The sequence below is a fragment of the Mycobacterium sp. 1245852.3 genome, from assembly GCF_001669335.1.
Taxonomy (GTDB): Bacteria; Actinomycetota; Actinomycetes; order Mycobacteriales; family Mycobacteriaceae; genus Mycobacterium; species Mycobacterium europaeum_A.
Map to the genome: position 1 here is coordinate 1 of NZ_LZLL01000280.1, position 1,623 is coordinate 1,623.

Below are 1,623 nucleotides of genomic sequence, written 5' to 3' on the forward strand. Positions count from 1 at the left end.
ATCGTGATGGTCCGCATGCCTGCCTTCGGGCTCGACGGACCGTGGCGCAACAACGTGGGTTTCGCGCAAACCATGGAGCAGATGACCGGAATGGCGTGGGTGACCGGTCACGAGTACGACCAGCCGCGAATCCCCCGAGGCCCGTGTGACCCACTGGCGGGAATGCACTCCGCATTCGCCATGCTGGCAGGACTCCGGCGACGCGACGAAACCGGCCAAGGGTCGCTAATCGAAGTATCGATGGTTGAATCCGCGCTCAACGCCGCCGCCGAGCAGGTTGTCGAATTCACCGCCTACGGGAACCTGATATCGCGATTGGGAAACCGCAGCCGTGACGCCGCCCCACAAGGGCTCTATCCATGCGCGGGAACCGAACGATGGCTGGCGATCTCGGTCGCCACGGACGAGCAGTGGCGCCTACTCAAGTCGGCTCTGCGCGAACCGGACTGGGCAAACGACCCCGCGTTGGACACTCATGACGGGCGCGTGCGGGCACATGATCTGATCGATAAGCACCTCGAGCAATGGGCTGCCCAATACGATTCCACGGCCGCCGCACAGTTACTCGTTGAATGTGGTGTTCCGGCTGCGGATTTGGCAGACGCCAGGGTCGGTTCGATGCACCCTCAGCTGGCGGCACGGGGCTTCTTCGAAAGCCTCGACCATCCCGTCGTGGGACGGCATCACGTGCCGGCGATTCCCTTCAGGTACCGCAGCGTTGAGACGTGGTATCGGTCGGCAGCGCCGACCTTAGGGCAGCACAACGCGAGCATCCTCGGCGACCTACTGGGCCTCGACGCCGCATCGATTGCAGCGCTCACAGAAAAAGGAGTCATCGGGACCAGGCCAGGCGGATTGGATTAGACAACGTGAAACTTCATGTCGACAGGGAAACGTGCCAAGGCCACAGCCGTTGTTATGCGGCGTATCCCGAATTGTTCGACATCGACGACGAAGGGACCGCCTTCGTGATTGTGGAAGATATCCCGTCCGGGTGGGAAGACCGGGCGCACAACGCAATCGCGAACTGCCCGGAGCGTGCCATACATATCCTCGAGGAGTCGCCATGAAGACCAAGGGAGCAGTTCTGTGGGGGCTGAACGAGAGGTGGTCGGTGGAAGAGATCGAACTCGATCCGCCACAGGAAGGCGAGCTACTCGTCGAGTTCGAAGCCACCGGTCTATGCCACTCCGACCACCACATCCGCACCGGCGACATGTTCGGGGTGAGTTTCCCCTTGATAGGTGGGCACGAAGGGGCGGGCGTCGTTCACGAGGTTGGTCCGGGAGTCCGCGATCTGGCGGTGGGAGACCACGTGGTCACGTCGTTCCTGCCGGCGTGCGGCCGCTGCCGCTGGTGCGCCACGGGCCGTCAGAACCTCTGTGATTACGGGGCGATCATCCTGGCGGGGGTCCAGGCCGACGGCACCTTCCGGCGCCGAGCCAGAGGACGGGGCATCGGAGCGCTCTCGGGCGTCGGCAGTTTCGCGCAGTGGGGTGTGTTGTCGGAGGCTTCCGTCGTCAAGATCGACGACGATGTGCCGCTGTCGCGCGCATGTCTTCTCGGTTGCGGCATCACCACCGGCTGGGGTTCGGCCGTGAATACCGCCAACGTCAGTCCCGG

Annotated in this window: 3 protein-coding genes; all 3 read left to right on the plus strand. The window is 63.5% G+C overall.

What is annotated here, in order from left to right; translation table 11 throughout:
• The first annotated feature begins 6 nt into the window (after positions 1-6).
• Positions 7-864 carry a CaiB/BaiF CoA-transferase family protein gene (locus tag A9W96_RS12235; protein ID WP_255362958.1) on the plus strand — a complete coding sequence of 286 codons (858 nt, stop codon included), beginning with the start codon at positions 7-9 and terminating at the stop codon, positions 862-864.
• A gap of 5 nt (positions 865-869) precedes the next feature.
• Positions 870-1,070, plus strand: a complete 201-nt coding sequence (locus A9W96_RS12240; protein WP_066872605.1) for a ferredoxin — start codon at positions 870-872, stop codon at positions 1,068-1,070.
• A partial coding sequence (locus A9W96_RS12245; protein ID WP_156765210.1) for an alcohol dehydrogenase catalytic domain-containing protein occupies positions 1,067-1,623 on the plus strand: 557 nt, incomplete at its 3' end. The genes A9W96_RS12240 and A9W96_RS12245, both read left to right, overlap by 4 nt.

Excerpts from the sequence above, each read along its gene's own strand:
- A9W96_RS12235 (WP_255362958.1), top strand. The coding sequence starts at position 7 with ATGGTCCGCATGCCTGCCTTCGGGCTCGACGGACCGTGGCGCAACAAC.